Below are 24,953 nucleotides of genomic sequence, written 5' to 3'. Positions count from 1 at the left end.
GTTTTCGTCGCTACTTCGTTCAACGGTAAGCGAGCGAGCTGACAACAAGCTGACGCACAGAAGAGTGCATGCTCGGAACCCCTATTCGATCTACCCCCCGGTTCGCGCCGGGTCTTGGTTTGCTCGCCCTCGCCAATTCTCGATTCGCCCTGGGAAGTCGCGCTACGGAGGTTCAACCTAGGACACTTGCGCTGCGGAAATGTAGACGATAGCGCCGCGCTCAGCGCCTGTGACGCGCAGATCGTCGCGCAGCTGGCCTACATGCGCACTGTGGGCCGCCGCCGCGGCGGTTCAGCACACCTTTATGGATCGCATTGAGCGACTTTGACGATGCTGCTCCGACAAGGCTGGATCTTCGGTACGATGCTCCTTCGCGGATTGTCCCGGGCTCAATCATTCGCGGTCTATGCAAGCTTAAGGAGCGAGGTGTTCTTCAACGCGGCTCGTCAGCTGATCGACAGATAAGCTTCGTATGGGAACGCTTGCATTTGGACTGGTGCTGACCTGTCACCGAGTATTTCCGCTCGCATGCATGCAAGCGTGATAAAATCATGGCTTGAGATAGCTGCCCTTCCATATTTCTCGGCCGGCGCGCTCGGGGTAATGAACTTCCTGCCACGCAGCCAGCGTCCCTCGAAGCGTCCCAGAGCAAGCCGGTCGCATTGAACGGCAGGTTGTTCAACCGGCATGGCGCGTAGATTTTGTCCGAATGCTCGCGGATGTGGCGATCCTCCAAGGCAACGCGGTACGTTCGGTCGGCGCCGAAGCGCGGTCCAGCGCCACGTGGATAAAAGCCTTCTGAATCAGGAATTCGGGAGTGCGCCCGATCACGTTGCCAATTTGGCGCCTGAACTGCGGGAACGGATCGGCAAGATCATTCTGAAGGCGTAGCCGAGGGAGCGGCGCAGATCGATGTAGCGCTCGACCTTGTCGCCGAGGAATGCGGCGAAGGCGGTCATGCGGCGCCTCCCGGAACGGGGAGCGCGACCTCAGCGAGCTGCGAAGCCGCGACCTTCACGTACAGCGCCGTTGTGTTGATGCTTCGGTGCCCTAGAAGATCGGCGACCTCGTTGATCGGCCTTCGTCGCCCCACGAGCTGGGTGGCTAGACTGTGGCGCAGGAGATGTGCGCCTCCGACGCGACCGAGCTCGATCCCACCATGCTGCAATCGCTTCCGCACGATCCTCGAAACAGACGACGCGTACTTGAATGGTCCCACGGGCGGCGTGACGGACAGGAACAGATGCTGACTATCGACCTTCGGTCGAGCCCGCAGGATGTAGTCGGCTAGCGCGGCGCCGGTCTCCTCGATGAGCGGGGCCACTCGGTCACGCTTGCCCTTGGTGCGCCGGACAAAAACCTCGCCAGCGCCAGTCGATATCCCGGAGCTGAAGAGCGCGTAGCTCGCCGTTGCGAATGCCTGTGGTGGCGAGCAACACCAGGACAGCTCGATCGCGAAGGTCGATCGGCGTCGCCTTGCCGACCGCATCGATGACGCGGCGAACATCATCCCACGAAAGCCGGGGCGGTAAATGGGCCAGTCGCCAATATGGCGTTCTTGGAACGACGGGAGCCAGATCCTGCTCGTGGTGGCCACCCCAATGCAGAAAGCGGAGAAACGTTCGGATGTGAGAGATCGCCGTCGTGCGAGTGCCGGAGGTCGCCGAGAGCGACAGCCGATACTCGACAGCGGCAAGGACATGCTCTGCCGTCAACGCCTCGAGGTCTTGGCCAGGATGGCGATGGCGGAGCCAATCCAGAAAGCGCCGTGCGCCCAAGAGAACGCCATCGCGGGACCTTGGCTCAAGGCCTCGTACCCTGCTCAGATAGTCAGAAAAGGAGCGCAAAAGCGGAGCGTCCGGATCATCGACTACAATGGGCGTCGAAGCAATGAATCGTTCGGGCGCCACCCGTCGCGCGTATTGGAGCGCAGACACTGCCGCAATCCGCGGTGAGTCCGTGGTGAATGTGCATAGATAGCTATCGACGATAGCTTCGCCGATCGGCCGTGAACCGCAATGTGCTGCAGCAAAACGGCCGAACCGCGCGATCCGGCTCAGATAAAGTTTAGCGGATGCTTGCTTGTAACCGAGCGAGAAAAAGTGCCCCGCGATGCGATCCATCTCGGCGCCGAGCGCCCCGTCACGAAGGCGTTTAAGCACCCCGCGGTACGAAAAATAGAACTCGAGCATTGTGCCCCTCCGGCGTTACGGCGCAGGGGGATCCCGCGTCCACACGAGGGGCACGAAATATTATGTGGCGGAGGAATCCAGCCGTGGCCGGCCCTGGCTGGCGTTAGGGCGCCTCTGCCACATAATCTCGTCCGACACATAAGAATGGGTCGGCTCCGCCATCTCGCACCAGCGCCATCAAGCCGGTCGCTCCCTTCCGGAAGTCGACCGGCGTGCTGGCCACGTAAACTTGAATGCCTGCCGAACCGCCCGGATGACCGCGGCAAGGCGCTCAGGCTCCACGTCGCTACCGATGCGCACCGCGACATCGCCGACCACGATTTCCATCGTCTCGCCCGCCACGGCTTCAAAACGCGCGAACTTGACCGGTCGGGCTCGCTCGGAAAGCGGCGCGACCATTCCCGAGGCCAGCGCCTTGCGTCGCCACGCAAACACCTGCGATGAATCAAGCCCGTGAGCGCGCGCAATTGCCGACACGCTCGCCCCCGGCGCGAACGTTTCACCGACGATCCGCTCCTTCTCTTCCCGCGACCATGTACGGTAGCTCCGCCCCGGACTAACCGAAAGCCGCTCAGGTGTCGCCATGATAACTTCGAAGTTTCTTAGCGTCAGACCTATGTTCGCTCACATGATCTCCTGGGAACAAATCACCAGGAGATTCTCTGACAATCAAACGCCACCCGCTATGTGGGGTGACCTACACGCTAACCATCCTGCGGCACTGTCGCGACGATCAAGGCCGTCCGTTGCTCGGGCCGCCACGAAACAGCCCTGACACCAACGCCGATATTCCAGCGGCTGTGGAGACGCTCCGCCAGTGCTGGATGCCGATCCGCTACCCGCGCGCCCGCTGATCACCCCGGACGGTGGAGCTCATACCGGTTACAATCAGGCGCTCCCGACCGTGGGTGCGAAAGGCACGCTTGGAAGGAGCTGGTCAAGACATTTGACATCGAGGCCAGCAGCGGTGAGGACTACTCGATCGGCGGGACGAGGTTCAGCATCCACTCCTACCGCAGCATCCCCGCGGACGATGATTGATGGGACAGCGGCACAGCCGGGTCGAGCATTTCGTCCAATGTCTGGCCAACCAGGAACATTGAGCCTGGCACCGTGAGATGACCGGGGTCGAATGCGGTCAATTCCGACTCGTTCGGCCCGATCCGCGATAGGCAGCCATCGTCATTGCAGAAGATATTGCGCACCGAGATGTAGTGGATGCCAAGCTTGCGCGACAACGCGCTCAGCATGACATCCCTGCCTCGCGTCCACTCGTCGTTCGAGCGATAGAAGGTCCGCGCCGGCAGGACCGTCCCTGTTTGTCTGTAGTAATCCAGCACATTGGCCGACAACCCCCCACCCTGCCAGCTTGGCGGCGGCCCCATGAGAACGATACGTGCGATATTCGCAGCCTTGAGCTGTGAGACCGTACGCGGCAAATCCGCGCTTAGCGTCGGCTCGGCCTGTCCCCAAGTCGCATCGAGAATCACAACATCGGGATGCAGTTTGCCAATTCGCGCGACGACATCGTCATTGATGCTTTTGCACAACGGCCGCTCCGCGAGCGCGTATCCGATCAATGGCGGGCAGGCCGAAGCGGTGTACTGGGCAACGTCATACCCTCGCTCACGGGCAAAGTGCAGCAATCCGGGATAGAGAGCCCCGCCATACGAATCTCCCCAGATTAATAGCAGCGGATGACCGCCGTTACCGGCGCATTCGGGAGCGAACTCCGACGCAGGTTTCTGCAGCAACAGGCACCTGCCCGGTCGCCAGTAGATCGAGGTTTCGCTGCCCGACAGCATAAAGCCACGAATTGATTCCGGGAAGCGCACCGGCAGGCCGCGTGTATTGACGGCGCCAAACCCGATCAACCAGATACCCACCATCGCGACAATAAGAGGTGCGACCCTCAACTCGATCGTTGATTTGCCAAATCTGATGGGTCGTTCGACGAAGCGATAGGTCAACCACGCAAGGAGGAAGCTGAGGACGAGAAGCCCGCACATGGACAGCGTGGGCACCGTTACTCCACCGGCGTTCAGCTTGGCGAAGGCGATGAGCGGGAAGTGCCATAAATAAAGCGGATAGCTGATGAGGCCGACGAGAACCATCGGCCGCGCTGACAATAGACGACGATGAACGAGCGTGCCCGCAGTCGCGATCAAGGTCATCGCTGCCAGCACGGGAACCAATGTCAGGAAGCCTGGCCAAGGCCTGCTGCCACTGAGCCCCCAGAACGCGAACGCGACGCCGCCCAGTCCAGCAAAGGCGAGCGCGGTGTCAAACTGACGACGGACGACACCAGGGTCCTCCGGTAACCACAACGCGAGTAGAGCTCCGGCAAGAAGCTCCCACCCCCTGGTCGTCGGCGAATAAAATGCCCAAGCCGAATCGACCGGAGGCGTCAAAACGCAGGCCACGAAGGAGCAGAGCGCAAGGGCCAAGACAATGAGCACGCGCCGCGCGGGCCAAAGCGAGATGAGCCAAAGCGCCGCCGGCCACACGATATAGTATTGCTCCTCGATTCCGAGCGACCACAGATGCAGCAGTGGCAGGCGCTCCGCGGCAGGATCGAAATATCCGACGATCTGCTCGTGAAGGACGAAATTTTCTATGAACGCCGCCGCACCCTTGATGTTGGCTCCCAACGCTTCCATCTCGCCCACCGGCAAGACAAACCAGCCGACCATGAAGGGCGCGACAACGACGACAATCAGCGCCGGAAATATTCTCAGGACGCGACGGGCGTAGAAATTGGCAAACCTGAAGCGCTTCTCCAGCATTTCGCGGTGAATAATCCCGGTGATCAAATAGCCAGAAATGACGAAGAAGATATCCACGCCGGCGAAACCGCCCGGAATCAGTCGCGGGAATGCGTGATAGGCGATCACCGCCATGACTGCGACCGCGCGCAATCCGTCGATGTCGGGACGATATCCGCGAAAATGCGGCGTGTCGGCACCAAGCGCACGCACGATACCGACATTGAGCTCGCCTGCTCCACCGCCAATGTCCATCTTTACTCCTCTCTAGGCGTGAAACGCAGCTGTCTTCTCCAGCGCGCTGACGAGGTCGAGCATAAATTCGGCCGCGCCGTTCCCGTCGAGATACTCGCCTTTTCCGCAACTTCTCGCCGACGATAATCCGGCGGTGAAAATGACCCGCGTTCTCGATTGCCACAACACGTCGGAACCCATCGGGTCCGCGCGTGAGTTCCTTCGCAACTTAGGCGCGCCCGTTGTGCTGAATCCTCTTGGCAACGAGCCCATCGAGATTGTGTACTTGGAATTGGAATGCTGACATTCTTGCTGCGGTGACGTTGAACGAACGCGTCCGGCAAGGCCGAGCTGCCAGCAGAGCGCGCACGCCTGACCGACGGCCCTCGGCAATCAATTTCATTACCTGCTATGCTCCACAATTCTATCTCAACCGACGCCTTGACTAGCAGCACTCGATACGATTGATAAAATCGATTTTTCTGATGGATAGCTTCCACGCCGTGGATACAGGGAGGGAGATAAGCTTCATTATTATGCGATTCTAGGGAATGAAAAGGGTGCGGCCTTTGCGCTTTTGTTGGACGGTGGACGAATGCACGACCGTTGTGCCGGACAGGGGATTTGAGAGGTCTTCAGCAGGGGGAGTTTCACCGCGTGCTCGTTTGAGGCCGAGCTGATCGAATCGCGGATGCTCGCATGGGACCTCTCCGTCAACGATGCCTATCGCGAACGCTTCGCGCGCACTACGAACTGGCTCGACGAGATAAAGTGGTTATACATCAACTGAAGTAAAACTTGGGCCGTATGGATATCTGAAGTCGGCAATGGCCAAGCTTCCAGCCGAGCGAGCGTGGCGTAAAGCGCTGATGCGGCGTAGGATTCGGCTGCGAAGCCAATCCCATCACCTTCAACCGCGAACACCACGCCCACCATGACCGACGATACGATTCTGCTCCTCTCGTTTCCAGCCATTCACGCCAAGAAAGTCACAGCTACCTTCGATGGTGGGCGCCTGACCTCGAATGGGGGCGTGATGCTTCTGGCGATGGCCGAGCGGCGTATTGGTTTGGCTGACAATTTGGCCCGGGTGTTCCCGGATCGGCGCGGCGCGATCCGACGCGGGTCGTACACAGCCTTGTGGATATGTTCCGCGCGCGCGTTCGCGATCTGCTTCGGCTACGAGGAGGACAGCAGCGTTTTGAAGTAATGGCGAAACTAATCCAGTTCATGGACCGTGAGCTCCAGAGCGCGGCGGATGCCGCCGTCGCTAATGTGATGAAGCGACGGAAGTCGATGGATTTCGACGCCTTCGCGTGTTTGCCAGATGCCCCTGCTGAGAACGCGAATTGTGTCTTCGATTGCCTGCTGGAAAGCGGGAAGATTGCCCTCCTGATGAAACGGTGTTCGCAAAGCCGGGCGGCCAAATGCACAAGCGAGCATGGTCAAAGCCTACTCGTCGTCGATATCCGGGATTGGGCAACAAATTTACGCAATTCCGTTTCTGTGTCAGGAACCGGAACGCCCTCGACCAGGCGCCGCAGGAGGAATTGGGCTCGATGCCGGAGATGCCCCTCAAACTCTGGGCCAGACCAGATTGCCACTTTAGGGACACCGAGTTTCGCGGCTGCTGAGCGGATCTCGTCGCGACGCTGGGCCGAGACGCTGCCGCGGCACACGAACTTGAAAGCGCCAGGTTTGCCCGTCGTAGCTTTGACCGCAGCTGCCATATCCTTCTCGGCCTTCGCCTGAGTCAGGCTGCCGCGATTGCGCATTGAATGACGGTGCGTTCTTCCGGCTGGTCGTCGAACGGGCGTGCCGATGATGTCGCGCCCTCGGTCGCGGCCCGTTTGGCCACCAAGCGAGATCGGTCCAGCCATCACAGAGGTGATAGGCGAACACCAGTCGTCCAAACTCGGGGCCGCTGAAATCCTCGAAGTGAATCGGCCGGACCGTTCGAGCTATCGCCACCTGTCTTACGTCCCAACTAACTCCCAGAGCTGCGAAGCGGGTTGATGATCTGAACACCGTCCTTTTCATTGTCTGTCACGACGACGCAGTGGTTGCCTCAGCAATCGCAGCGATGATGGTGTCTAACGCGCTTCTAGGTCGCCCCTTGGTCCTGGCATCGGCCATGAGCCGCGCCCATATCAGGCCAACTTTCTCGTCGAACGAGAGAATCCGGCCTCCAAACAGGGCCTGAGGCCCCTCAGGTCCAGCGAACCAAGCGTCAAGCGCCTCACGCTTTCGACCTTTTGGCTTTTCGAGAATGCCTCGGCGGATCTCGGCGACGGTACGCGAAGCAATGAAGAGGTCGTCGTCCTTCTGAGCACCCATCCAAGCCAGCAGCGAGTCCGATGGCTCCGGCTTTATGATGTTGCTGATGATATTGGTATCAAGGAGGTAGCGCGTCACAGATCGACCTTACGTCCCTCTTCTCGCGGACGGCTGAGGCTGAGATCCGCGCCGACCATAGGTGAGCGACGCAGCGCAGCGAGAATACCACCCGCTTTTGGAGGCTCACCCGCCACTGCCCGCCGTATGGTCCGGCGAAGCTGGACGGCTTCCGGACCGTCCTCCGTTAATTTCCGGGCAAGGGATCGAAGCAGATCGCGGTCGACGTCGAGCGCCTGGATCTCGAACCGCGCGATGCCTCGCTCAGTCAGGCGGGACCGATAATTCTCGAGGGCTCTCTTCTGCGCACTGTTGCTCATCGCGTGCCTGCGTTCTATATCCAGATATATAACGACATTATCTTTGGATCGCAAGGCTGGCGGAATTGTTATCGGTCTCGCCAAATGAAGATGGCCTCTCCAAGGCATGGGTGCCCCCGGGGTTGCCACCATGACAAGACGCCCCTCTTCCAAGGGCGGCCGATCACCCAAATATTAAGCTACGACGACGATCAACCCGTGCCCCGCCGCTGCGCTGTCCCCCAGCATCCCAGGGGAATCGCATATGAGTAAAACGCGACTTGCGGATCGCTGTTTGAGAGATTCTGTCGTGGCTTTCTCTTTGCGGAGAAGGCCCGATGCAGTGTCTTACATCTCGACATTGCGAGAAGTGCGCGACCCACACGACATCAATGCTCGTCACCCTATTGGAACTATACTGTTTTTGACTCTGGCGGCGACGCTGTGCGGAGCGTTGAAGCTCGCGTGGAAGAGCTTTCCGCGATCGTCGATCTGCCACATGGGGCACCGAGCCATGATACCCTCAGTCGCCTGTTCCGCCTGCTCGATCCGGACGAACTGGCGAAGGCGTTTACGGCCTTTATGACCGCGCTGCGGGCGGAGCTGGGGTTGAGGCCGGCGCCGGGGGTTGTGGCGATCGACGGCAAAAGCCTGCGGCGCGGCTACGAGAAGGGACGGGCTTACCTGCCGCCACTGATGGTGAGCATCTGGGACACCCAGACACGAGTGGCCTTGGCCCAAGCGCGCGCCCGGCGGAAACGAGGTGGCCGCAACCCTGGAATTGCTGGGCAGCCTTGTGCTCAAGGGCTGCACCGTGACGGCAGATGCACTGCATTGCCATCCGGCGATGGCCCAGGCGGTATTGGACACCAAGGCTGATTATGCGTAACCGGCATGAGGCACCCACCTCGCCATCCTTCGGCTCGCCTGCGATACAGGCTGGCATGAGCTGATCGGTAGAGGTGGCGCGATGGTAAATGCCATGCTTGATGCCAGGCAGGAAGGTGACGCTTTTCGTCGCGTCGAGGTGATCACCGGGGAGCGCCGGCGGCGACGATGGACGGGCGAGGAGAAGGCCCGGATCGTGGCGGACAGCTTTGAGGCGGAGGCAAACATCTCCGAGGTGGCGCGGCACAATGGCGTTTCCCGCGGGCTGCTCACGGTGTGGCGACGCCAGGTTACGGCGGCGGTTGCCGGCAAGGCGCCGAACTTCGTGCCGATCCAAATTGATGCCGAGAGCAGTGGCGGGACAGCTGGCGAGTCTGAGCGTATTTCGCCGGCACTGATGGCGTCTTTGGAGATCGTCGCGCCGCCGGCCAAGCCCTGCGGGGCGGTCGAGATCGAGTTGAATGGGGCGCGCATCCGCGTCGAGCCAGGCGTGGAGCTGGCGACGCTTGCGACGGCGCTGGCGGCGCTTCGGGGCATACGGTGATCGCGTTACGGTCCGACCTCAAGGTGGTGCTGGCGGCCCAGCCGGTCGATTTCCGCAAGTCGGTGCACACGCTGTCGGCGCTGGTGAGCGAAGCACTGCGGGCAAACCCGTATTGCGGCGACGTCTTCGTGTTCCGCAGCAAGCGCATGGACAGAGTGAAGCTTCTGGCGTGGGACGGCAGCGGTATGGTGCTGGTGACGAAGTGGTTGCACGAAGGACGCTTCACCTGGCCGCCGATCCGCGACGGCGTTCTGCATCTCAGTGCGACGCTAGCTCGCGATGCTGCTCGATTACGCATGTTGATGCCCCTCCTCGTGAGGCTCAGTGATTCTGAGATCGAGCTGATCGAGTTCATGATTGCGTAGTTTTCGAACAGCCTCAATCACGCGCGACGTGTTGGAGAACAGATGTGCGCCGGAAGGATGACGATCGATCAAAAGGCGCCCTTGCCTGATCTGGACGTAGAGCCAGTTCACGGGAATGTTCAATACGCCTGCAAGTTGCTGTGCGCTGAGCAAGTCGGTTGAATGCCGCAATCGTGTACGTTGCTCGGTAAGCCCCTTGAGGCCGGCGTGCAAGCGAATGCGCTGAACGGTGATCGGCAGCACCTTGTCGGGGCAATTTGGTGACCGGTGTCCTTCGCTCGTCAACTTGGCAGCGATCTCGTCGTCGTGCATCTTGGCGCGGGCGAGCTCAAGCACGCGTTCTCGCATCTCCGCGCCTTGGGTAAGATCGGCTACTGAGTTGACACGCATCTTTACCTCGATGTCGGTGACGGCTCCGCCGCGCCAGACGATCCTCATTCTGACGACGTCGTGCTCGCCGCGGTCGAGGATCACCTTGTCAATAAGACAGCGCAGCAGCGCCTTGCGTTTCGCGTCGGTCGTGCTCGGGTCCGTCCAGATCTCAGGCAGACGGGCGGAGAGGCGGACGACTTTGTCGTTCAGCACCTTGTTGCCGACGGTGATCTGAGCGATAGCCTGGGGAGACTTCAAACGGGCCAGGGCCTCCTCTGCCACTCGGACCTCCTTCAGAGCCACCTCCCAACGGCACTCGAGTTCGGCGGCGAGAAGCCGGTTGTCAGGATCGACGCGGTTGAACTGACGTTCGGCGAGCGCTGCTTCATAGCGCCGGCGTTCGAGCTGCTGCTCGGCACCACTCTGCATTGCTTTGTACGCCTGTTGCTGAGCGCGACGAGCGCACGACAATGCGTCGATCTCGGCCGGCGCCAGCGCTGTGAGGAACGCTTGCGCCACGGCGGCGTCGACGCGGCGAGCACGGATGTATTGACATGCCGGCAGCCCTTGATGCGAACGCAAGTGATTGCAGACGTACTCGGCTCCCCCCTTGTAGCGAGCGTACATCTTGTGACCGCATCTTCCGCACCATGCGATGCCTTGCAGCAGTAGTTCGCCCTCACGTGGAGCACCCCTGGTCTTGTTGCGCATGTATTCTGCTCGGTTGTCGCTGACGATGCCCCTGATCTTCTCGTAGCTTTGCCAGGCGATATAGGGAGGATAGCGGTCCTTGACGATGATCCGCCATTGCTCGATCGGCTTTGGCACCTTCGTCGGCAATCTTCCGTCCGACGGTTTGCGCAGTCGTGTCCGTCCGTAGACGAAGGCGCCCGCATAGGCAGGATTCTTCAGAATCGCTGCGACCGCGGATGTCGTCGCCCGCGCCCAATGCAGATCGCCGTGACGATCGCGGCGCGGCAGCTCCAGACCACGGTCGTTGAACTCACGCATGACCTTGGCAATGGTGCGCACTTTCAGGAAGGTCTCGAACAACAGCTCGAGCCGTTCTTGCACCTCCAGATTCGGGTCCTTGACCACGACGCCAGACGGATCGCGGACAAGGCCGATCGGTAAGGTGAGCGCAAGCTCACCGCGCTCCGCCTTGGCAAGAAGACCAGCCGTCAATCGACTACGTATCGTATGGAGCTCGAGCTCCGATATCGTCCCCTTTAGGCCAAGCAGCAGTCGACCATTCGCGCTGCCAGGGTCATAGACGCCGTCACGGTCGGCAATGAGGCAGCCGTGCAGCCCGCAGATATCGAGCAGCGGATACCAATCCGAGCAGTTGCGGGCGAGGCGCGTCACGTCGATCGACAGGATCAGACCAACCTCTTTGAGCCCAACACGTCCGACCAACTCCTTGAAGCCGCTGCGCTGAGCCGCCGACGCTCCACTGATGCCGAGATCAGCGTCGATGACGTCGATGCCAGCTTCGGGCCAGCCGAGCTCGATGGCGCGTTGGCGAAGCGCGTATTGCAATCGCAGACTCTCTTGGTTGGTCACCACCTGATGGGTCGTCGATTGCCGGATGTACACGACCGCCCGTCGCGCCAGGTGTATCGGTTTGATCAGCTCGGATTTCATGACTTGCCTCCGCCAGCACCGCGGCGACCTCGCTGACGATTTGGCGCTGCAGTGTCGTTGACAGCGTGGCCCAAAGGTCTTTTGGATCGATCGGCATCGTGTTCGAGCTGCTCAACCAGAGAGGTCAGATCGTGTAGTGCCTCGACGCTCAGCTTCGTTCGATTCTCCATCGACATCCGTGGCTCGGTCGCCGCGAGCGGAATCAAAAGGCTGGCACCGTCTCGATATTCGACCTCGTACGAAAGCGGGAAGCCCCCGCCACGATGAACCGAGCGCCGAATGACGCGGAACGTGCGGCCGAACAGCGGATGCGTCGGTTCGCACACTGTAACTTCGATGGCAGGTGATTCGTCAGACTCCCCAGAGGGGATATTTCGATGTGCCCTCGCTCGACGGGCTTGAGTGGACGCGTGTCTCACCCAAGCCTGTGAAGCAGCCGGCCGTTGTCGGCTGAGAGGTGGAGACTTCGCTGGAGCCTGTGGCGCGCGGATGTATCGTCTGCTCATGGCGATTCGCCCCGAGGCTCTCCCGACCGATCCGTCAGCTCTGACCGAGATGGTGCTGGCGCTTGACGCCGAGAACGAGAAGCTGCGTGTGGCGATGCGGACGCTCAAGGAGATGATCTTTGGGAAGCGCTCGGAGCGACTTGCGGTGCTCGTGGACGAGCAACTCGCTCTTAAGCTGGGCGATCTCGAGACCGACGCCACGTTGCCTGTGCAGGCCAACGACGATGCGCCTGCGGCGAAGCCGCCCGGCAAGCTGCGCAAGAAGGCGCGCCGCAACATCGGCGCACTCCCAAAACACCTGCCGCGCTGCGAGCAGGTGCTGGAGCCGGAGGCGACGGCCTGCCCGTACTGCCAGGGTCAGCTCCACAAGATCGGCGAGGACGTCAGCGAGGTGCTGGACATCATCCCGGCGATCCCGCGGGTGCTACGCACGATCCGTCCCAAATATGGCTGCCTCAGCTGCACCGATGGTGTGGTCCAGGAGAAGGCGTTGCCGCGCCTGATCGAGAGCGGCATGGCCTCGACCGCACTCGTGAGCCACGTGGTGGTCTCGAAGTTCGCCTGGTATCTGCCGCTGTACCGACAGGTGCAAATCCTGGCTGGTCAGGGCATCCATCTCGACCGGGCGACGCTGGCCGGCTGGGTGAAGCGTGCAGCCTGGTGGCTCAAGAGCCTCTATGAGCTCCAGCTGCGCACGATCCAGACCTCGCCGCGCGTATTCTGCGATGAGACGCCAATGCCGGTGCTCGATCCCGGACGACATCGCACCCGCATCTGCCAGTTCTGGGCACATGCCATGGATGATCGGCCATGGGGCGGCCCCGCGGCGCCGGCGGTTGCCTACGTGTTCGCTGACGGCCGCGGCACGGAGGAGATCGCCGGACAACTGAAGGGCTTTTCCGGCATTCTGCAGGTACATGGTTATGCTGCCTACAAGGCGCTTGCCCGCGGTCATGGCGGCGCGATCCAGCTTGCTTTTTGTCTCGCCCATGCCCGCCGCAAATTCGTCGAGGTCTACAAGACGACCCAGTCGCCATTCGCGCGTGAGGTGATCGAACGCCTGCAGGCGGTCTATGCTATCGAGGCGGAGAGCACCGCTGATGGCGGCGCTCAAGGCGCGACTGACCGAGATGGTCGACCAGCTCTTCTCGCAGTCGAAGTTGGCGGAGGCGATCAACTATGCACTCAATCACTGGGATGGGTTGACGCTGTTTCTTCGTGACGGCCGCGTCGAGGTCGACAGCAATACGGTCGAGCGCTCCATGCGCCCGATTGCCATGGGAAGGCGCAACTCATTGTTCAGCGGCAGCGAAGGCGGTGCCGAGAGCTGGGCGATCCTGGCGTCGATCGTGAACACCGCAAAACTCCATGAGCTCGATCCGCAGGCCTATCTGGCTGACGTGTTGGAACGCATCGTGTCCGGGCGAACCAAGAGCCATCAGCTCCACGAGCTGCTGGCCTGGAACTGGAAGGCGGCGCGCCAGCACATCGCACAGGCTGCAGCATGAGCCCACGTCGCCCTAAAGCTTCATCGTCGATGGCTGCCGCCGCGATGCCGCTTGCGGAGCTCGAGCAATGGCTCCAGGCTCGCGTCGATCAGAATCCTGCCGCCACCAGTTCTCCCCATGCTCGACGGCTACGTTGCCGCGATCGTGACCGGACCGGTGTCGATAAACCCACTCGACTGGATCTGCCCGCTGCTCGCCATCGATGCCGATACTTTCAACCACGGCGGCCCCCGGAGTTCGCCGCGATCTCCGCGTCGCGCTGCGCTATAACGAGATCAGCCAGATCCTTTCGACTACGCCTCGTCAGTTCGAGCCGATGCACCGGCGCAAAGCCAATGGTGGCGTCGATCCGCGACCCTGGTGTCAGGGATTCTACGCCGCGATGCGGCTCAGGCTGTTGGCGTGGGCGCCAATGCTGGACGCCAGCAACGTCAATCACGGCCTGCTTCTGCCGATCCTGCTGCACTGTCGCGACGATCAGGGTCGTCCGCTGCTCGGACAGCCTCGAAACGGCCGCGAGACCCGGCGCGCCTACGCCGATATTCCAGCGGCTGTCGAGACCTTGCGCCAATACTGGATGCCGATCCGCTACGCCCGCTGATCACCCGCAAACGTGGGAGCTCATTCCGGTTACGATTATGCTCTCGGTCTCAAGGCCAACAACGGTCCGCTTTACGCGGAGGCCGAACGCGCCTTCGCAAAGGCCGGCGACGCCGTTCCTTCGCTGGCCACGGAGGAGAAGGCCCACGGCCGGATCGAGTGACGTCGCGCCAGCGTGGTGCCGGCTCCGGCCGCGGCGCGCGTCTTGCTGCCTGGCCTCAAGGCGCTTGGTCGCATCGAAGCGGAACGCACCATGGCCAGCGGCAAGCGCGAAATCGCCACGCGCTATATTGCGCTCTCGCGCAAGCTCTCGCCGGAAACAATGGCCCAAGTCGTACGTGCGCATTGGAGCGTCGAGAACCAGTTGCAATGGATTCTCGACGTCGTATTCGACGAGGATGCCGCACGTACCCGCAAGGATTATGGACCGGAAAACTTCGCTGTAATCAGTCGCCTTGCTCAAAACATCTTGCGAATGCATCCCTCCAAAACATCCATCAGCGGCAAAATGCGCCGCGCCATGTGGAGCAAAGACTTCTTCTTCGAACTCTTTACTCATATGCGATAGTCCTGCCCAGCATCCGCTCAGATTCACCATAAGCCTTTGATACAATCAGTCCTATCTTGCGCTGCGCCGTTACTAGAGTCATCATTGTCGCGAAACGGGGTATTCCGCGCGAGGACAAGGACGCGATCGTGGCGCGACCGAGACGTACAACAGCCGAAAAGCTTCGTGTGGTCGCCGACGCGGCCCGCGAACCGGCTGTGTCGGCGTCGTCGAAGCCCGATCCGCGCCTCGTCAATTTGGTCCGGCTGCTGGCGCGACAGGCTGCGCGGGACTTTGTTCAAGCCGAGACAGATAGCCGGAAGCGAGATCGCCTCCCGGAGTAAGAAGGTCACCTCGTGAAGGTCGCGCTCTACGCCCGCTACTCATCGGACAATCAGCGAGACGCCTCGATCGAGGAACAGTTGCGGCTCTGCCGCCTCCAGGATCGGCCTTCGGTCAGACCAGCCTCTATCGAGGACGCAGATGGAGCGCCCGTCGCGAAAACGCACGGAATGAAGACTGAGTGGCGTTCGTCGCGCGCCACATCACAAAGCAATGCGGACGTAACGACACGGAACGCTCCTCCTCGACGAAGCCGGCGGGTGGTTCGATTGCTGCTGCAGCACCGCCGATCGACCTGTTCCTCGCCAGCTTGCGAACGGCGTGGAAAGAGAGCGGCTCTCGACCGACGGACCGGCCGATCCTCAAAGTGAAGCAAGGTCGCCGTCGCCCTGATCCGCTCGTTCAGGCGACCCCACAGCTGCAGGAGTGGTTCAAGGCCGAGCCGTGGCGAACCGGCGCCGAGCTCCTGACGAGATTACAGGCGGAATATCCGGGCGCGTAGGCGACAGAACGGCGGCGGCCACGTTGTGACGATGGCGACCGACCGCGTGGCGCAGGGTCTCACCCAAACTGTTGAGCAGGTGCCAGCGGTCCGCCACCTGCACCGCGTCGGGCGCGCGGCAGCGTGCGCCATCAGCATAAAGTCCCGCACGGTCGCGGGCTACGACCTTGATGCCCGGCCAGCGCTTCAGCCAGCGCGCAACACTGTGGGCATTACGATCGGGAAGCAGGTCCAGCACGCAATTGCGCTCCAGATCGCAGATGATCGTTCCATATCGCTGGCCACGACGCCAAGCCCAATCGTCGATGCCGACGACGGTCGGGGCAACGAAATCCGGCAAGGGAGCCGAGTGAATCATTCGGGGCAAGGTGTCGCCGCTGACTGGCATGGCCAGTTTGCGCGACAGGCGAGAGCCGGGCTCACGCCGGCCGCCAAGTCGATCGCCAGCTGGCTCTCGCCGAGGCGGGTTGTGCGTCTTGCTTTCGGCCGCACCGTTGCCGGTAGCCGCTCAGTGAATATCCGACGCGCGCATTGCGGATTCGCGCATCGAAAGCGTCGCGCCTGAAGCCGGATTTCGACAACCCGACCCTGCCATGGCAGATCGGCTAAGCGTCGCCCGTAATGGCTGTGGACGCGACCCGTCTGGCCGCCGCAACAGGGGCAGAGCGAGACCGCTGACTTCGGCCGAGCCACGAGCACCACCCTGTCGGTCTGGGGAAGGATCTGGACAATCGAAAGCTCGGGGGAAACCAGTGAACGGAAGGCATGGAGCAAGGCGTATCACCGGCGTCGAATGCGATTCCGACCTTATCCCTTATTTGCACTGTTCGTGAATCCTGCACCCTGCACCAAATGTGCGGAAGAGCCCCTGATTGTCGCGCTATATCTGTGTTCCCAACCGACGCTGTCGCGCCTGGAGAATGCTCCGCGCCTGCGCGACTGATCCGACTGACCTACACTTTGGTCGATGCATGGATGGATAGTTATCCGTGCGAGCCCGCATCCGTCACCCTGGACATCGACGACACCTGCGATGTTGTCCAGGGCCATCAGCAGATCTCGCTGTTCAACGCTCATTATGACGAACGCGGCTTCGTGCCAATCCACGTCTACGACACGGAGAAGGCCCGTGGCGGTCGTGCTGCGACCCCCGGCAAGACGCCGGGTGGCGTCGAGGTGCGTGACCATCTGCGCCGCTGGTACGGCATATCCGCACGCGATGGCACAAAACGCAAATTACGTTCCGTGGCGACGGGCACTATGGTCGGCCGGAGGCCATGACGTGGTGCAAGAACAACGGCATCGACGACATCTTCGGTCTGTCCGGTACCAAGCCTCTCGCCAGAAAAGTCGACGAGGTCGCTGACGACATCCGCACCCTGACGCGCCATCGAGAACCTGGCTGTTCTGCGCGGCTATACCGAGACGCGCCACAAGGCAAAGTCCTGGGATCGCCAACGGCCCACCGTCGCCCATATTGAGGCGGCCATGCTCGGCCTTGAGCGCCGAAGGGACTTCAACTCCCATGATTCATGCGCTGCCCAGCGCACACTATTAGTCAGTATGCCTTCAACCCGGTCATCAAACCCTTCTCACCTCATCGGCTCGGCCAGCCTTACAAGCTTGTGCTTGGACCGGATGGATCTCCCTTGTTCACGTTCCTTCCTTTGGTTGCATGCTGACCGTACGAACCCCGGGAGCATCTCAGGCCGCTCGCGTTATCGCGGCCTGCGGTTCCTCCTTCCCCTTTGAGGGACAGGGTCGGCTACTCCGATCACGTTCGATTTCGGGGCTATTTTCCCGTTAACTTCATTCCGGCCTACAACCTCCCTGTCTACGCTTCGCAACGGCCGTTACCGGACGCCAGGCAAGACGCGATTCGCGGCTGCTCGCTAGGCTTTGCCGCGGCCGTCATCTCAGACGGCAGTTTTCAACGCGCTTGCAAGGCGCACCCCGTACGGATCCACGCGGACGGCGTTGCCGCACGTGGTTCCTACGTCGACTGGATGGCTGGCGAGGAACACCTCACCCCGGAGGGGTTCATGCCGAACCGGATCACTCGCTGCAGGTGTGCCGCATCGACATCCACGCCAGCGCGGTCACCAGCACACAGTCAGCCTGGTGTCGGCGAGGGCCGCTCCAGCCTGAGCTATCCACCCATGGCGACATCAGCCCCTGAGTCGGTTCTGCAGTGCCTGCCGATTGGCGACGAGGTTGCTGAGGTTCAGCAGGTCTGGCTCCCGTCCTTGCTCCAATTGCCTAACCAGCGCCCGCGTCCCGTCCACGACAAAGACACCGCAATCATAACTGTTCCGCTGCCGGGCCATGACAGCTGGCTCCAGGCGGAGGTCCAGCCTGCCTGCGAGATGTTCCGCATCCCTGTTGTTGAGTCCGCCGAAGGAATCGTAGTGATAGGCAACCGGCCGCCCCCGGTCTCTGCGATCAACGAACAGCAGCGACCAATGGTTGCCGAGTCTATTAGGATCTTCAGGATCGGCATTAATCACGGGCAGGAACAGGAAGTCGGCTGTATCATTACCATTACCATCATAGACGATGCGCTGGAATTCGGTTAGCACGACGCCATCGTGGTTAGAGCGCAGATAATTTAGCACGATGAGGGGATTCACGAACCGCGTCCGGGCGGCGAGATTTGGATGGTACCTCTGCAAATCCTGCTCCTGGAGCCGGTAATCCCTGTCGATATGCTCGTCGCCCAGCCATTCCGTGTCCTCGAGCACCAGCCCGCGGTTGTGGGACGAGGCTGTCGGATCTAAAGCCCCGATCTGAGCATCAGCGGAGGTGCTCGGAAACGGCCGCACATCGTCGCGCAATGGGGACGGTGCGGGCGCGGTCAGATCAACCACGGGAAAACCACGGTAGATGTCTGAGCGAATCCTGGCAGAGGGCGCTGGCGCAAAGTGAGCATCGTCGCGCAATTCGGACGGTGTGGGCGGATCCAGATCAACGAATGACGCAAGACCGCCGTAGATGTCTGACGGAGCCCTGGCAGAGGGCGCTGGCTCAAAGTGAGCATTGTCATCCAACTCGGCCGGATCCGGATCAAGCAGTGCCTCAAACCCACGATAGAGATCCTGAGCCCGGGCAGTTGACGATGCTGCCGGTTCTTGCATCTGCCGCGCAAGCTCCTCGCTCAACCAGGCCAAAGCATCATCGTCCGAGGAGGCTGGCACCGGAGAAAGCCCCTGCGGCGAGCTGAACTGTCGAGCGCCCTGGTGATGACCCGGTACCGGCCCGGCAAACAGCGGCGGAAAGTCAGGCGCCGGGCTCCAAGCATTGTCCCGCAACTCAAATGATGCGGGCGAATTCGGATTAACCGCTGCCTCAAGACCGCCGTAGGTGTCTGAGCGAGCCCTGGCAGCCAGCGCCGGCGCTGCTTCCAGGGTCGGCCACATACTCCAATCAAAGTTGAGCGGCATCTGCGGCAACCAGGTTGAGGCGAACCGGGCAGGTTCCTGCTGTCCAGCTTGGACGATGTCATGCGCCTGCTCAGGGGGACCCCCGGACCACGGTGGGGCCTCTTCCACCATCAAACGCAGATCCTGATCGTAACCTTCCGGGAGGACAAATGGCCGACTGACAGCTCCCTGCGGCGCGCTGTGCTGCGCAGCGGCGCCCCCGACGTACGTCGCGGCCGCATGCGGCGCCGTGGCATCTTCGTGCCCGCTCGCCTGCATCATCGGCTGCGCCTGCCATGGCGATGCCCCCTGTTGATGGGTGGGGGCCGGCGTCGCGGCGATCTCGCTCAGCTGCCGCTCAGCAAGGCCTTGCGGATTGTCTAGGGTCCTCAGCCTCTTCGCTGGCCTCAACTCAGCTGTGTCCTGCTCATCGTTGATGAGGACCTCCTCGCTTGGCGGGAGGTTGCTCCTGGCAAGTGCGGCCATCGACTCGTCCGGGAACTGCTGGCGGTCATGGCGCCAGTTCAGGGGACGAATGGACTCTCCGGGATCCGATGCCTGGTCGTGGCGCGCGACCGGCTCGAGAGATGACGACAGGCCGGGGTCGTCGATCAGCCCCAAAAGCAAATCCCGCTCGTGGCCTTCCGCAGGAAGCAGCTCCTCTGGCCAACTGCCAACTTCCTGCGAGCTGTGCTGCGCAGCGGCTTCGCCGACCCGCCCCGACTCCCTCAGTGCCGCGTCTTCGGGATCAGGACCGGGGGAAATATAGCGCGCGCGCTCCATCGCTTTAGCGCCCGCCTGTGATTTTCGGAGATGAGCCAGTGCGGTACCGATAGTCACATCCCCGCCGGCGACCTTCCTATAGCGCTCAACATCTTTATCCAACGTGTTGTCGGAAAGCCGAGCAGCAATGCCCGGCCTGTTGTTTTCACGCAGGTAGTCACTGAAACTGCGAAGAGCAGTTGCATGCCTCTTGCCGGACCCTGTCGCTGCTTCGTTTTTGTACTCATTGATGAGGGCCACGTCCTGGGGGTAAGGATTCAGTTCAGCGCGGCGTGCGGCCGTCACTCCGTCCGTCAACTGAAAGGTCCGGAGATGGTACAATGCCGCAAGGAGCCTCGCGGGATGCCCCTTTCCGAACTCGCGTGCATCATCGGTCAGCGACTTGTCATTGAGCCGAGCAGCAATGGGATCTTTGTTATTTGCGAAGAGCCAGCGGCCAAAGCTAAGAAGGGAACCTTCATAGGCCGCAGCGACGCGTTCGGTGACATTGCGATCAATGAGCGCCTCCTTAACCCCAGCCGAAATAACGCGAGCATCCTCGGAATAAAGAGGCTGCTTGCTCCGCCCCATCAAAACCCCAGACGGCAACGCCGAGGACGACGCGCCGGGTTCGTCCATCAGCCCCAAAAGCAAATCCTGCTCTTGGCCTTCCGCAGGAAGCAATTCCTCTGGCCAACTGCCAGCCTTCTGCGACGCACTGTGCTGCGCAGCGGCGTCGCCGACCTGCATCGACTCCCTCAGTGCCGCGTCTTCGGGATCAGGACCGGGGGAAATATAGCGCGCGCGCTCCATCGCCTCAGCGCCGGCCTGCGATTTTCGGAGACGAGCCAGTGCGGGACCGATCCTCGAACCAGTACCGGTGATCTTCCTATAGCTCTCGACATCTTCATCCAACAACGTGCCGCCAAGCCGACCAGCAATGCCCGGCCTGTTGTTGTCACGCAGGTAGTCGCTGAAACTGCGAAGAGCAGTTGCATCCCTCTTGCCGGTATCTGCCGCTACTTCGTTTTGGTACTCTTTGATGAGTGCCGCGTCCTGGGGATAAGGACGCACCTCAATGCGGCCTGCGATCGGCACGATTCCGCCCGTCGACCGCGAGATCCTGAGATGGTCTATTGCCTTAAGGAGTGCCGCGGGATTACCCTTTCCGAACTCGCGTGCATCATCGGTCAGCGACTTGTCGTTGAGCCGAGCAACAATGGGATCTTTGTTATTTGCGAGGAGCCACTGGCCAAAGCTGAGAAGAGTACGTCCATTGCCCTTGGCGGTGTCTTCCGCGGCCCCGCCCTTGATGAGGGCCTTCTCAAGCCCCGAAATAAGGGCAGCATCCTCGGAATAAAGAGGCCGCCTCCTCCTCCCTCTCAAAATCCCAGGAGCCGACTGCAACGCCGAGGACGACGCGCCGGGTTCGTCCATCAGCCCCGAAAGCAAATCCTGATCATGGCCTTCCGCAGGAAGCAATTCGTCTGGCCAACGACCAGCCTTCTGCGACGCACTGTGCTGCGCAGCGGCGTCGTCGGCCTGCACCGACTCCCTCAAGGCCGCGTCTTCGGGATCAATATGGCGCTCGAGCTCCATCGCCTCAGCGCCGGCCTGCGATTTTCGGAGACGAGCCAGTGCGGCACGGATGTTGCGGGCACCACCGACGTCCTTCTTATAGCTCTCGACATCTCCATCCAACAACGTGCCGCCAAGCCGACCAGCGATGCCCGGCCTGTTGTTTTCACGCAGGTAGTCGCTGAAACTGCGAAGAGCAGTTGCATACCTCTTGTCGGTATCTGTCGCTACTTCGTTTTGGTACTCGTTGATGAGATCCGTGTCCTGAGGGTGAGGATTTAGCTCAGGGTGGCCTGCGATCGGCACGATTCCGCCTGTCGACTGAAAGGTCCTGAGATGGTCTATTGCCTTAAGGAGTGCCGCGGGATTACCCTTTTCGAACAACTCGCGCGCATCATCGGTCAACGACTCGTCGTTGAGCCGAGCAACAATGGGACCTTTGTTATTTGCGAAGAGCCAGCGGCTAAAGCTGCGAAGAGAACCTTCGTAGGCCTTGGCGGTGTCTTTGGTGGCCCCGCCCTCGATGAGGGCCTTCTCAAGCCCCGAAATAAGGACAGCATCCTCGGAATAAAGAGGCTGCTTGCTCCGCCCCATCAAAACCCCAGACTGCAACGCCGAGGACGACGCGCCGGGTTCGTCCATCAGCCCCAAAAGCAAATCCTGCTCATGGCCTTCCGCAGGAAGCAATTCCTCTGGCCAACTGCCAACTTCCTGCAAGCTCCGCCGCGCAGCGGCATCGCCGACCCGCCTCGACTCCCTCAGTGCCGCGTCTTCGGGATCAATATGGCGCTCGAGCTCCATCGCCTCAGCGCCGGCCAGCGATTTTCGGAGACGAGCCAGTGCGGCACCGATGCTGAGGTGACCACCGACGTCCTTCTTATAGCTCTCGACATCTTCATCCAACAACGTGCCGCCAAGCCGACCAGCAATGCCCGGCCTGTTGTTGTCACGCAGGTAGTCGCTGAAACTGCGAAGAGCAGTTGCATACCTCGTGTCGGTATCTGTCGCTACTTCGTTTTGGTACTCGTTGATGAGATCCGCGTCCTGAGGGTGAGGATTTAGCTCAGTGCGGCCTCCGACCCGCACGATTCCGTCCGTCGACTGAAAGGTCCTGAGATGGTACAATACCGCAAGGATCCTCCCCGGACGCTCCTTTCCGAACTCGCGTGCATCATCGGTCAGCGACTCGTCGTCGAGCCGAGCAGCAATGGGATCTTTGTTAGTTGCGAAGAGCCAGCGGCCAAAGCTGCGAAGAGTACGTACATAGGCCTCGGCGGTGTATTCGGTGGCCCCGCCCTTGATGAGGGCCTTCTCAAGCCCCCAAATAAGGGCAGCATCCTCGGAATAAAGAGGCCGCCTCCTCCCTCTCAAAATTCCAGTTGACTGAGCCGGCTGCGGCGCCGCGGCGGCCGGCATTGCTGCACCACCTTCACCTGAACTGCCGATCTCGCTCAATTGCCGCTCAAAGGTCGCCGCGGCTGCAGACGGAGCCGCGGGTGAGCTCTCTTGCGGGCCCGTGCTGTCCGATTGTTCACGCACCCACTTGGTCGAGGGGAAATCCATCCGTTCTCCTTCCAAAATATGAACCAGGGCTTCGCTCTGACATGCTGGCAATCAGCAACAAACCACCTTTTACAGCCCTCGACCGGCACGCACCGTGAGCATCGGCAGGTTCTTCCAAGGCGACCAGCCCTGTATGTTTTGCTAAATGGGAAAGCTGTCGAGAACCTGATGACGACGTGCCGCGCCAAGACAGCATGATGCATGTGCCTGCGCGCTTCGCCGTCAACAGCCGATAGACCGAACATTCAGAGACAAAATACTGCTTCTCATCGGTGAGGCGTTCGGCCAGCTTTCGCGGCGAGGACTATCTCCAGCCAACATCTTGACAGGATGCGCTAAACGCGCGAGTCAAAATCGAAACGCAACCAACTTTTGGTGCCTCACAATTCAGTATTAATCTTGAGACGCCTATTGCATCGGGGTCGTCTAGAGCATTTTCCGACCGGAAAGAATCGGGTGGGTATTCCCAAAACGGCGCGAGTCAGATTCAAGCTACATGCTGGCGAGGGAGGCCAGCATGTAGGCCAGGGCGCTTTCGGTTGATCTTCGCCAAAGGGTGGTAGCCGCGGTAGACGGTGGCATGTCCTGCCGATAGGCTGCTGACCGCTTTGGTGTCAGCGCGGCCAGCGCGATCCGCTGGCGCGGTCGCCTCAAGGAAGTTGGCGACATCGTTCCTAAACGCCAGGGCGGTGACCGCAAATCGCAGCGCATCGAAGCCCATTCGCAGTTGATTTTGGACGCGGTGACAGCGAAGCCGGATATCACGCAAGCCGAGTTGCAGGAACTGTTGAAGCGTCGTGGAATATCGGCCGGCATCGCGTCGCTCTGGCGTTTCTTCCAGCGCAGAAAGATCACACTTAAAAAAGACAGCGCACGCCGCCGAGCAACGGCGCCACGATATAAACGCCGCGCGTGAGGAGTGGTTCGAAGGGTAAATCGATCTTGATCCTGAGCGTCTCGTCTTCGTCGGCGAAACCAGCGCCAACACCAAGATGGCACGGCTCTACGGGCGCTCGCCACGCGGCGAGCGATGTCGTGCAGCTGTCCCACACGGGCATTGGAAGACGACGACATTCACCGCTGGATTGCGCTTCGATGGTCTGATCGCGCCGCTTGTTCTGGACGGTCCAATGGATGGCGACGCTTTCCTGGCCCACGTCGAACAATTGCTCGCCCCATCGCTGCGGCCGGGCGATACCGTTATCATGGATAACTTGCCCGCTCACAAGGTCCATGGCGTTCGAGAAGCCATCCAGGCCGGCGGAGCAAGTCTGCTCTTATCTCCCGCCCTACAGTCCAGACTTCAACCGGATCGAAATGGCCTTCTGTAAATTGAAGGCGATGTTGCGGGCCGCGGCAGCGCGTACCATGCCCGATCTCTGGCAGGCAATCGCCAATGCTCTCAAACGCTTCTCACCCCAGGAATGTCAAAATTATCTCGTCGCGGCCGGTTACGACGCAACGTGATCGGAATATGCTCTCTAAGTGTGTTTGCAATCGAAGCCAGTCCGGTCCGGTTGCCCGCAATCTGTTTCTTGTCGCGACAATTCTCCTGTTCGCTCCGTGTAACATGGCGACAATCGGCGGACCGACCACGGCCCCGGCTGATGTCGACGTGCTCGACAAGGTCCGATCGCTCGACCTGCCGCGCGGCGAACAGCCGGTCGTGGTGGCCCAGGGACGGCCGAACGCCGACCGCGCGACGAGCCGCATTTTTCAGGGCTCGGTGATCTCCGGGGTCGCGGAGATCCGGCCACAGCCGACCTCGAACGGCCCGGCTACGACCTGAACTTCGAGAACACGCCCGTTGCCGCTGAGCGCGCTGCGACTTTCCGGCGTCGTACTGGTGCGCGACGCGGGCGGATACAAGTTGACGCCACTCGGTGATGCCGCTGGAACCCGTAATGTCGACGCCCAGGCTGGTCGCCC

General features: G+C 61.0%; 18 protein-coding genes and 7 pseudogenes. 13 read left to right on the top strand and 12 right to left on the bottom strand.

Annotated elements, in window-relative coordinates:
- Positions 1–827 precede the first annotated feature (827 nt).
- The 5 genes from ACE103_RS09760 to ACE103_RS09740 form a co-directional block, all read right to left on the bottom strand.
- Positions 828–959, bottom strand: a complete 132-nt coding sequence (locus ACE103_RS09760) for a hypothetical protein (RefSeq protein WP_375779236.1) — start codon at positions 957–959, stop codon at positions 828–830.
- Positions 956–1,324, bottom strand: coding sequence for a tyrosine-type recombinase/integrase (locus ACE103_RS09755; RefSeq protein ID WP_375779235.1), 369 nt, complete (start codon positions 1,322–1,324; stop codon positions 956–958). Before ACE103_RS09755 ends, ACE103_RS09760 begins: the two co-directional genes overlap by 4 nt.
- 4 nt (positions 1,325–1,328) lie before the next feature.
- The gene (locus ACE103_RS09750; protein WP_375779234.1) at positions 1,329–2,192 is read right to left on the bottom strand and encodes a tyrosine-type recombinase/integrase; all 864 of its coding nucleotides are present in this window, start codon (positions 2,190–2,192) and stop codon (positions 1,329–1,331) included.
- Between the two features lie 177 nt (positions 2,193–2,369).
- Entirely contained in the window at positions 2,370–2,777 is a 408-nt protein-coding gene (locus tag ACE103_RS09745) for a transposase (RefSeq protein WP_375779233.1), read from the bottom strand.
- A 425-nt stretch (positions 2,778–3,202) separates the two neighbouring features.
- Positions 3,203–5,212: an acyltransferase family protein gene (locus ACE103_RS09740; protein ID WP_375779232.1), complete on the bottom strand. Its 2,010-nt coding sequence runs from the start codon at positions 5,210–5,212 to the stop codon at positions 3,203–3,205.
- 913 nt (positions 5,213–6,125) lie between these two features.
- Here ACE103_RS09740 and ACE103_RS09735 point away from each other — a divergent pair.
- Positions 6,126–6,401 (top strand): transposase, encoded by a 276-nt coding sequence (locus ACE103_RS09735; RefSeq protein WP_375779231.1) that lies wholly within the window; start codon positions 6,126–6,128, stop codon positions 6,399–6,401.
- An 8-nt stretch (positions 6,402–6,409) separates the two neighbouring features.
- On the opposite strand, the gene ACE103_RS09730 is transcribed toward ACE103_RS09735, so the two are convergent.
- The 3 genes and pseudogenes from ACE103_RS09730 to ACE103_RS09720 form a co-directional block, all read right to left on the bottom strand.
- Positions 6,410–6,640: a hypothetical protein gene (locus ACE103_RS09730; protein ID WP_375779230.1), complete on the bottom strand. Its 231-nt coding sequence runs from the start codon at positions 6,638–6,640 to the stop codon at positions 6,410–6,412.
- Between the two features lie 538 nt (positions 6,641–7,178).
- Positions 7,179–7,606, bottom strand: a pseudogene (locus tag ACE103_RS09725) (type II toxin-antitoxin system VapC family toxin).
- A complete protein-coding gene (locus tag ACE103_RS09720) occupies positions 7,603–7,905 on the bottom strand; it encodes a hypothetical protein (RefSeq protein ID WP_375779229.1) in 303 nt (100 codons plus the stop codon). Before ACE103_RS09720 ends, ACE103_RS09725 begins: the two are co-directional and overlap by 4 nt.
- Before the next feature lie 423 nt (positions 7,906–8,328).
- Between ACE103_RS09720 and ACE103_RS09715 the strand changes: the two are divergent.
- From ACE103_RS09715 to tnpB, 4 genes and pseudogenes are all read left to right on the top strand, one after another.
- Positions 8,329–8,586: pseudogene (locus tag ACE103_RS09715) on the top strand (transposase family protein); the annotation flags it as partial.
- Positions 8,587–8,647: 61 nt separating this feature from the next.
- Positions 8,648–8,773, top strand: a complete 126-nt coding sequence (locus ACE103_RS09710) for a hypothetical protein (protein ID WP_375781324.1) — start codon at positions 8,648–8,650, stop codon at positions 8,771–8,773.
- Between the two features lie 93 nt (positions 8,774–8,866).
- Positions 8,867–9,316 carry a transposase gene (locus ACE103_RS09705; protein WP_375779228.1) on the top strand — a complete coding sequence of 150 codons (450 nt, stop codon included), beginning with the start codon at positions 8,867–8,869 and terminating at the stop codon, positions 9,314–9,316.
- A pseudogene (gene tnpB, locus ACE103_RS09700) lies at positions 9,313–9,582 on the top strand (IS66 family insertion sequence element accessory protein TnpB); the annotation flags it as partial. The gene ACE103_RS09705 and the pseudogene tnpB, both read left to right, overlap by 4 nt.
- 24 nt (positions 9,583–9,606) lie before the next feature.
- Here the strand turns inward: tnpB and ACE103_RS09695 are convergent.
- A complete protein-coding gene (locus tag ACE103_RS09695) occupies positions 9,607–11,697 on the bottom strand; it encodes a recombinase family protein (RefSeq protein ID WP_375779227.1) in 2,091 nt (696 codons plus the stop codon).
- Between the two features lie 504 nt (positions 11,698–12,201).
- Here ACE103_RS09695 and ACE103_RS09690 point away from each other — a divergent pair.
- From ACE103_RS09690 to ACE103_RS09670, 5 genes and pseudogenes are all read left to right on the top strand, one after another.
- Positions 12,202–13,711 (top strand): annotated as a pseudogene (locus tag ACE103_RS09690) (IS66 family transposase).
- 202 nt (positions 13,712–13,913) lie between these two features.
- The gene (locus tag ACE103_RS09685) at positions 13,914–14,312 is read left to right on the top strand and encodes a UPF0149 family protein (protein WP_375779226.1); all 399 of its coding nucleotides are present in this window, start codon (positions 13,914–13,916) and stop codon (positions 14,310–14,312) included.
- A 12-nt stretch (positions 14,313–14,324) separates the two neighbouring features.
- Positions 14,325–14,474 carry a hypothetical protein gene (locus ACE103_RS09680; RefSeq protein WP_375779225.1) on the top strand — a complete coding sequence of 50 codons (150 nt, stop codon included), beginning with the start codon at positions 14,325–14,327 and terminating at the stop codon, positions 14,472–14,474.
- Positions 14,475–14,516: 42 nt separating this feature from the next.
- The gene (locus ACE103_RS09675) at positions 14,517–14,879 is read left to right on the top strand and encodes an ISAs1 family transposase (protein ID WP_375779224.1); all 363 of its coding nucleotides are present in this window, start codon (positions 14,517–14,519) and stop codon (positions 14,877–14,879) included.
- Positions 14,880–15,471: 592 nt separating this feature from the next.
- A pseudogene (locus ACE103_RS09670) lies at positions 15,472–15,696 on the top strand (ISNCY family transposase); the annotation flags it as partial.
- Here the strand turns inward: ACE103_RS09670 and ACE103_RS09665 are convergent.
- Both ACE103_RS09665 and ACE103_RS09660 read right to left on the bottom strand, forming a co-directional pair.
- On the bottom strand, positions 15,632–16,060 hold the full coding sequence (locus ACE103_RS09665; protein ID WP_375781069.1) for a transposase: 429 nt from the start codon (positions 16,058–16,060) through the stop codon (positions 15,632–15,634). The pseudogene ACE103_RS09670 and the gene ACE103_RS09665 overlap by 65 nt on opposite strands.
- Positions 16,057–16,395, bottom strand: a complete 339-nt coding sequence (locus tag ACE103_RS09660; protein ID WP_375781068.1) for a transposase family protein — start codon at positions 16,393–16,395, stop codon at positions 16,057–16,059. The genes ACE103_RS09665 and ACE103_RS09660 overlap by 4 nt, the downstream gene beginning before the upstream one ends.
- Before the next feature lie 191 nt (positions 16,396–16,586).
- Between ACE103_RS09660 and ACE103_RS09655 the strand changes: the two are divergent.
- Positions 16,587–17,227 (top strand): annotated as a pseudogene (locus tag ACE103_RS09655) (transposase); the annotation flags it as partial.
- A 643-nt stretch (positions 17,228–17,870) separates the two neighbouring features.
- On the opposite strand, the gene ACE103_RS09650 reads toward ACE103_RS09655, so the two are convergent.
- Positions 17,871–23,024: a Ulp1 family isopeptidase gene (locus ACE103_RS09650; protein WP_375779223.1), complete on the bottom strand. Its 5,154-nt coding sequence runs from the start codon at positions 23,022–23,024 to the stop codon at positions 17,871–17,873.
- Between the two features lie 580 nt (positions 23,025–23,604).
- On the opposite strand from ACE103_RS09650, the pseudogene ACE103_RS09645 reads away from it, so the two are divergent.
- Positions 23,605–24,491, top strand: a pseudogene (locus ACE103_RS09645) (IS630 family transposase).
- Between the two features lie 103 nt (positions 24,492–24,594).
- Positions 24,595–24,813: a hypothetical protein gene (locus ACE103_RS09640; protein ID WP_375781323.1), complete on the top strand. Its 219-nt coding sequence runs from the start codon at positions 24,595–24,597 to the stop codon at positions 24,811–24,813.
- The last annotated feature ends 140 nt before the right edge of the window (positions 24,814–24,953 follow it).

It is taken from the genome of Bradyrhizobium sp. ma5 (genome assembly GCF_042258955.1).
Classification (GTDB): domain Bacteria; phylum Pseudomonadota; class Alphaproteobacteria; order Rhizobiales; family Xanthobacteraceae; genus Bradyrhizobium.
This window is presented reverse-complemented; position numbering and strand designations above follow the sequence as displayed.